The organism is Streptomyces sp. MA5143a, assembly GCF_900290235.1.
Lineage (GTDB): Bacteria > Actinomycetota > Actinomycetes > Streptomycetales > Streptomycetaceae > Streptomyces.
Genome location: NZ_OLMK01000067.1, coordinates 121,742 through 128,429 on the forward strand (window position 1 = coordinate 121,742; position 6,688 = coordinate 128,429).

At 71.7% G+C, this 6,688-nt stretch carries 9 protein-coding genes; 4 read left to right on the plus strand and 5 right to left on the minus strand.

Translation table 11 applies throughout. From position 1 onward, the window contains the following. The first annotated feature begins 54 nt into the window (after positions 1 to 54). Positions 55 to 705, plus strand: a complete 651-nt coding sequence (locus SMA5143A_RS27150; RefSeq protein WP_055542634.1) for a hypothetical protein — start codon at positions 55 to 57, stop codon at positions 703 to 705. Between the two features lie 47 nt (positions 706 to 752). Here the strand turns inward: SMA5143A_RS27150 and SMA5143A_RS27155 are convergent, their stop codons facing one another. After that, positions 753 to 1,043, minus strand: a complete 291-nt coding sequence (locus SMA5143A_RS27155; protein ID WP_107465446.1) for a hypothetical protein — start codon at positions 1,041 to 1,043, stop codon at positions 753 to 755. A 128-nt stretch (positions 1,044 to 1,171) separates the two neighbouring features. Between SMA5143A_RS27155 and SMA5143A_RS27160 the strand changes: the two genes are divergently transcribed. Then, positions 1,172 to 1,543: a DUF5958 family protein gene (locus tag SMA5143A_RS27160; RefSeq protein ID WP_258193772.1), complete on the plus strand. Its 372-nt coding sequence runs from the start codon at positions 1,172 to 1,174 to the stop codon at positions 1,541 to 1,543. Positions 1,544 to 1,653: 110 nt separating this feature from the next. Next, positions 1,654 to 2,181, plus strand: coding sequence for a hypothetical protein (locus SMA5143A_RS27165; protein ID WP_107465448.1), 528 nt, complete (start codon positions 1,654 to 1,656; stop codon positions 2,179 to 2,181). 114 nt (positions 2,182 to 2,295) lie between these two features. Here SMA5143A_RS27165 and SMA5143A_RS27170 read toward each other — a convergent pair whose 3' ends face one another. Then, positions 2,296 to 3,579: an adenylosuccinate synthase gene (locus SMA5143A_RS27170; protein WP_055717832.1), complete on the minus strand. Its 1,284-nt coding sequence runs from the start codon at positions 3,577 to 3,579 to the stop codon at positions 2,296 to 2,298. Positions 3,580 to 3,778: 199 nt separating this feature from the next. Here SMA5143A_RS27170 and SMA5143A_RS27175 point away from each other — a divergent pair, with 199 nt between their 5' ends. Then, positions 3,779 to 4,768 (plus strand): diacylglycerol kinase, encoded by a 990-nt coding sequence (locus tag SMA5143A_RS27175; RefSeq protein WP_107465449.1) that lies wholly within the window; start codon positions 3,779 to 3,781, stop codon positions 4,766 to 4,768. Between the two features lie 120 nt (positions 4,769 to 4,888). Here SMA5143A_RS27175 and SMA5143A_RS27180 read toward each other — a convergent pair whose 3' ends face one another. The 3 genes from SMA5143A_RS27180 to SMA5143A_RS27190 form a co-directional block, all read right to left on the minus strand. Then, positions 4,889 to 5,275 carry a peptidase inhibitor family I36 protein gene (locus SMA5143A_RS27180; RefSeq protein WP_099966919.1) on the minus strand — a complete coding sequence of 129 codons (387 nt, stop codon included), beginning with the start codon at positions 5,273 to 5,275 and terminating at the stop codon, positions 4,889 to 4,891. 68 nt (positions 5,276 to 5,343) lie between these two features. Next, the gene (locus SMA5143A_RS27185) at positions 5,344 to 5,973 is read right to left on the minus strand and encodes a hypothetical protein (protein WP_375136550.1); all 630 of its coding nucleotides are present in this window, start codon (positions 5,971 to 5,973) and stop codon (positions 5,344 to 5,346) included. After that, positions 5,970 to 6,458, minus strand: coding sequence for a hypothetical protein (locus tag SMA5143A_RS27190; protein WP_258193773.1), 489 nt, complete (start codon positions 6,456 to 6,458; stop codon positions 5,970 to 5,972). Before SMA5143A_RS27190 ends, SMA5143A_RS27185 begins: the two co-directional genes overlap by 4 nt. Positions 6,459 to 6,688 lie beyond the last annotated feature (230 nt).

A 6,688-nucleotide genomic window follows, 5' to 3' on the forward strand; every position in this document is an offset into this window, starting at 1 on the left:
GGCGGCGTTCAGCGACTACGCTTCTTCCCCGCCCACACTGTGAGGAGTGCTCCTTTGGCCTGTGACCTCTGGTTGGTCCCGCTCGTCGACGTGCTCTGCCACACCCCCGACAACCCCTTCGCCGAGGAACTCGCGCTCTACAACCAGGTGCTGGGCGAGGCAGGACTGCCTCCGGTGCCGGTGTACCAGTACATGCCCGGGCTGACCGGGGAGGTCGCCCCGATCGCGGGCTTCGACTACGACGCGCTGCACTTCCTGCGCCGGGCCTACCTGTTGCAGGTGTGCGGGCTGCCGGTGACGCCGGTCGGGGAGCTGGGCGGCGACTACGAGCAACTGCTGGAGATGTTCGAGACGACGGCCCAGCAGTCGCATCTCGTCTGGCACTACGACCACGCGGGCGCATACGTCCCCGTGGACTTCCCGCATCCGCTGGCCAACGACGAACTCCTCGCGGGCAACGGCCCGCTGGGCTCCTCCCAGGGCCTGCTGCGCGAACTGGAGATCGTGGCCCCGGCGATCGGGATCGACCCCGCGAACCCGCCGCTGGCCCCGGCCCCGCCGCTCGCGCCGACATCGCTGGAGGAACCGGCCGCTCCCGCGCCGTTCGACTCCAGCCCCTTCGCCCGCGAACGCCACGTCTGGCTGGGCCTGAACGCGGCGGCGACCCGCAGCCTGGCCCAGGGCTCGATGATCATCTTCAGCTGAGGAGCGGTGGCTGCGGGGGCGGCGAGGGCGGCCGGGTGGACGTCGCCTCAGCTCAGTTTGGCGAGGCCCGTCTGCAGGTCGTCGAAGTCCATGACCGGCGTGTAGTCGATGCTGGCTCCCATCTCCATGAACAGCGGCTCGGCGATCGAGGGCATGTCGGAGGAGTCCGTCATGTCGAAGAACAGGTACATCGTCCGCTGGCCGTGATCCACGGTGAAGTAGGTGGCCTCCGGCCTGGTGCGCTCCATGAGCGCCTCCATCATCTGGGGCAGCTTGCCGCTCCGCAGCATCTCGCTCGACCGCTGGGTGTCGAAGGACGCCTTCAACAACACGCGCATGGCAGTCTCCTCTCCGGCCCCCTGAGGACTCCCGGCCACCACCCCCCCTCTCCCACCCCGTGGACCACACCGGGCACGAATTCAGGATATGCCCGCCAGGCGAACAATGTCCGATGAGATGCCCGGCCATGCCCACCCAGGGGCCGCGCCCCATGTCCGAGGGCATCGCGTGGTTCGACGCGCTCGGCCCGGAGGCCCAGTACGACGTGCTGAGGCACTTGCACAACCACTGCCTCCAAGCCCGTGTCGTCGAGGAGGACGGTCCTCGGAGCGTTCTGCGCGCCGGGCTGCGGCCCACGCACACGCCTGCCGTGCTGATCGTGCGCGGCCGGATCGAGCAGCAGCTGGGCAGGATCGTCCAGCTCACCCCGCCCGACGAACGCCGCAAGTCGTTCCGGCTGTTGATCGCCGTGCTCGCGATCGCCGACGAACGGCGCCGCGAGCGCTTCTGCTCCGACGGGTGCGGTCACTGGTGGCACAACCTGCCCGCGCCTGCCTGACGGCAGCCGAGCCGGGTACGGAGTTATTCGTGGGCGGGCTGTGGCCTGGCCTGTCTATCGTGTACCGCTGCCGTTCGGGGTGGACGGCTCGACGGGGAGGGCGGCGCGGAGTGCCGGACGTGTACGGGGTCGTGCTGGACGCGGAGTTGGGGAAGGCGTTCGACGTGTGGTCCAGCTATCTGGACGCGCGGACCGGGGAGGACGAGCAGGTCAGGAGCCGGCTGCGGTCGATGCTGGAGTCGGCCCGCGAGCAGGCCGCCGAAGGCGAACACGCCGCCGCGCAACGCTGGTTGGCCGACATGTACGACGAGGCCCGGGAGTTCGCCCTTCCCTGGGCTCCCACCCTCCCCCGCCCCTGCGAGGCCGACCGGCAGACACGCGACTACGTCAAGGACACCCTGAGCCGGACGCTGCCGCTGGAGCTGCGGGACCGTCTCGACACCATCGCGCTGTTCCTGAGCGTCACCGGCCGCCGCCTCCAGCAGGCCACCGGCGTCGACGCGGCCACCCGCCAGGACATCTTCTACCTCATGGGCCGCGCCACCCTGGCCCTCGACCTCGCCCACCCCGCCGCGGCCCAGCGCGAACTCGACCGCCTCACCGCCCTCGCCCGACGCTGCGGCGTGGAGCGGGCATAGACGACGGGGCGGCCGGACTCGTGTCGAGTCGGCCGCCCCGTCGGTCAAGGCGTGGATCCGTGACGGCTCCGGTGCCTGCCAGATGCGCCGGAGGCGCTGGACGCGCTGGACGCGCTAGATGAACGAGTTGATCTCGATCGTCTCGTCGCGGCCCGGGCCCACACCGATGGCGGAGATGGGCGCGCCGGACATCTCCTCCAGCGCCTTGACGTAGTTCTGCGCGTTCTTCGGCAGGTCGGAGAAGGACTTCGCCTTGGTGATGTCCTCGGACCAGCCCGGCAGGGTCTCGTAGACCGGCTTGGCGTGGTGGAAGTCGGTCTGCGAGTAGGGCAGTTCCTCGACGCGCTTGCCGTCGATCTCGTAGGCCACGCAGACCGGGATCTCCTCCCAGCCGGTGAGGACGTCGAGCTTGGTGAGGAAGAAGTCCGTCAGACCGTTCACCCGGGTCGCGTACCGGGCGATGACCGCGTCGAACCAGCCGCAGCGCCGGTCACGGCCGGTGGTCACACCGCGCTCGCCGCCGATGCGGCGCAGAGCCTCGCCGTCCTCGTCGAACAGCTCCGTCGGGAACGGGCCGGCGCCGACACGGGTCGTGTACGCCTTGAGGATGCCGATGACGCGGCTGATCTTCGTGGGGCCGACACCCGCGCCCGTGCAGGCACCGCCGGCCGTCGGGTTCGAGGAGGTCACGAAGGGGTACGTGCCGTGGTCGATGTCCAGGAGCGTGCCCTGGCCGCCCTCGAAGAGGACCACCTTGTCGTCGTCGAGGGCCTGGTTGAGGACCAGGACCGTGTCGGCGACGTACGGGGCGAGCTTGTCGGCGTAGCCCAGCAGCTCCTCGACGACCTGCTCGACGGCGATGGCGCGCCGGTTGTAGAGCTTGGTCAGGATCTGGTTCTTGACGTCGAGGGCCGCCTCGACCTTCTGCGTCAGGATCGACTCGTCGTACAGGTCCTGCACCCGGATGCCCACACGGTTGATCTTGTCCGCGTAGGTGGGGCCGATGCCCCGCCCCGTCGTGCCGATCTTGCGCTTGCCGAGGAAGCGCTCGGTGACCTTGTCGACCGTCACGTTGTACGGCGTGATGATGTGAGCGTTGCCGCTGATCAGGAGCTTGGACGTGTCGACGCCGCGCTCGTTCAGACCGCTCAGCTCGGAGAGCAGGACCGACGGGTCGACGACGACGCCGTTGCCGATGACCGGAGTGCACTCCGGTGTGAGGATGCCGGAGGGGAGAAGGTGGAGGGCATACTTCTGGTCGCCGACGACGACCGTGTGGCCGGCGTTGTTGCCGCCCTGATAGCGGACCACGTAGTCGACGGATCCGCCGAGCAGGTCGGTGGCCTTCCCTTTACCCTCGTCACCCCACTGAGCACCGAGCAGCACAAGTGCGGGCACGCGCGTACACCCCTTCCGGGCGGGGCATGTCCAAGGTCGGGGGCGTACGCGGTGGCTTGAATGCTCACCGCGTGCACCGCGACCGTCGTTGGTCGCACACTGTGGACCCGGATGCCCCGGAATAGACGAAGCCCCTGGCGCAATAGCGCAAGGGGCTCTTGCACAAAGATGCTACCCGAGGAAGCGAGGCAGGACCGAGGTGGCAACTGGCGACCAGCTCCTCGTGGTCATCGACCCCCTCGCCCGTCACACGGACGGTGAGGCGGTAAGGATCGCGAAAGACGTGCTCAGCGCGGGTGCGGCGAGTACGAAAGTGTGCCTTCCGGAAGGGCCCGAGGAATTCGCTCGGGTACTGGCGCGGCGGGGTTCCCGACGGCCGGTGGTGGTCGGGGACGACCGTGCGCTGCTGCGCGCGGTGGCCCTTCTGCACCGGCAGCGGGAGCTGTCGGCGTGCGCGTTGGCCATGGTTCCGGTGGGGCCGTCGCTGGGCCTGGCCCGGTCGCTGGGCGTGCCGACCGGTGCCGTGGCCGCCGCGCGGGCCGCCCTCGACGGGGTCGAACGACGGCTGGATCTGCTCGTCGACGACAGCGACGGGGTGGTGCTCGGCGCCCTGCGGATCCCGGCGCCCGCGGGGGCGACCGCCCTCGACGCGGAGGCGGACGCGGACGCGGAGTCGGAGGCCGGAGCAGAGGGCTACGGCGGCACGGCGGGAACCGGGGCCGGGTCCGACCTCGGTTTCGGCGCGCGGGCCGGTGTGGGGGCGGGGGGTGGCTCCTCCGGGCATCAGTCGTGGTTGCGGAACTGGCCGCAGTCCCTGGTGCGGACGTTGTCCGCGCACCCGCCCCGCATCAGGCGGGTCGCGCGGCCCGCCCGGATACGGGTCGCCTCCCCGGCCGCGGTCGGGCCCTCCCGGCTGCGGGTGGAGGTGGACGGGGTGACGCTCGTCGACCTCGACCAGCCGGTGCAGGGGGTGTCGATCGCCCCCGGCACGGACGGCGGCGCGGACGTCGAGGTCAGGCCGGTGTCCGTGGGCGCCGAGGCCGCGCCGTTGCGGGCGGTGGGGCGGCGGGTGACGGTGTCCGGCGCGGACTTCCGCTACCGGGCGGACTCCCTGGTGGTGGCCGGACCGGTACGGACCCGGACGTGGACGGTGCGGGAAGGGGCGTGGGGGCTGACGTTGCCGGGGTGAGCGCGGCTTTGCCGGGGTGAGCGCGGCTTGGTGGGAGGGCGCCCTGTAGGTGGTCGGGCGCCCTCGTTCACGTGGTCCGCGGGCGGTCGCCGGTGCGCGGTGCCCGTCCGGTCGGCGGCGTCAGCAGCCGGCGGCCCATGTGTGGGAGTCGCCGTCGTCGTTGGCGGCGCCGTTGTAGCCGACCTCCTGGCCGGGGGTGAGGCAGATGGTCATGTGGCCGCCGAGGTTGCCGCTGGAGTAGACCTTGACGTGGTCCTTGATGCCGGCGCCGGAGATGCCGTGGTTGGCCCAGGAGGAGTCCTCGTCGGCGATGTTGCTCTCCCACCAGTGGTCGTCGCCCGGCCACTCGATCTTCATGCCGGAGAAGTTGGCGTCGGTCCACACGCAGAAGTTGCCGCTGCCACAGGCGGCCGCCTGCGCGGAGCCCGAGGCGGTGAGGACGACTCCGGCGGACAGCAGCACGGCGGAGAGCAGCGCGGTGCAGCGCTTCACGGTCGAACGGGTCATGGTCGGGCGAGTCACGGTGGTACGGGTCCTTTCGGTGGGGGGTGGGTTCTTCTCGGTTGCGCGCCGGATCAGGACGACGCAGGGCCGTTCCGGCGCTGGAGCAGGGCTTCGGCCTCGGTGAGGGCGCGGGCCCGCAGCCGTTGCCAGTCGGCGAGTTCGGCGCTGCGGTCGGCGCGGACCTCGGCGAGCGTGCGGTCGCCGTGGGCGGCCTCGGGCTCGATGTTGTTGACGATCGTCGACGTACGGAACCAGCGGCGCTGGTCGCCGTAGAGCCGTCGCTGGGCGGCGGCGAGACAGCCGTCGGTGTGGGCGCGGACGACGTGCCCGGTGGGCAGCCGCAGCGACAGTTCGGTGCGGCCCGCGCCGAACATCGCCTCCGCGACCCGCTCCCGCTCGGCGTCCGGCGGCGGACTCTGCCCCGGTCGCGGGGGTGTGAGCCCCTGCCGGAGGAGGCAGTCGTCGGTGAGCCGCTGGGTCGCGGCCTTGATGACGTCGTCGGGCGACAGCCGGGGCGGCGCCGGGGCGGGCGTGCAGCAGGTGAGGGCCGCCCCGCCGAGGAGGAGCAGCCCGCACCCCAGCAGGCCGACGGCGGCCGGCCCGCCGCGACGGGCGGACCCGGCCGGAGGCAGGGGCCGGGACGGGGGCGGGGGCGTCGGGGGCCTGGGCGTGGGCGACGGCGTACTCGAGGACGTGGTCAACCCGCCTCGCACCCCATCTTCGTGTCGCTGACGCCGTCGAACTTGGTCGCCCAGTCGCTCCAGTCGTCGTCGTAGTCGTCGGGGCGGATCTCGCGGTACAGGCAGCCGCCGCCGGCGCGGAAGTGGATGGCGTAGACGCTGACCGGGGCGTGGGAGTCGAAGGAGTAGGCGTGGCGCTTCACGCGCGGCTCGGCCTCGCGGTATCCGGGAGGCGCGTAGTCCCAGGCGCCGCCGGGGCCCATCTGGCCGCGCTCGGCCCAGAAGTACACATGGCCGGGCGGGACGGCGGCCGGCACGGTGGGCGCGGCCGGGACGGCGGGGGCCGCTGACGCGAGGAGCGCGGCGAGGGCGGCGGCCGGGACGGCGAGACGGCGGGTGAGGCGGAAGGAGGGATCGCCGGCGGGACGGCGGGTGAGGCGGAGGGAGGGATCGCCGGCGGGACGGCGGGTGAGGCGACGGGTGGGGCGGCGTGTGGGACGGCTCATGCGGTGATTCCCCGTGGGTGGCGTTGACGTGGTCGGACGCGGTCGGCCGGAGCCGACGCGGTGACCTTCCCAGCGTTTGTGCCGGTATGCGACCTATCACCCGATCAGGGACCCTGCGCCTTCGCAGAGTTGACGTCTCGCGGGAAGCTCAAGTGCTCCTCTGAAGTGGCCGCACGAGGGGTTGCGGGGCCCCGCCGCCGGTGACACTGCGGGCAGACGGGGTGTCCGAA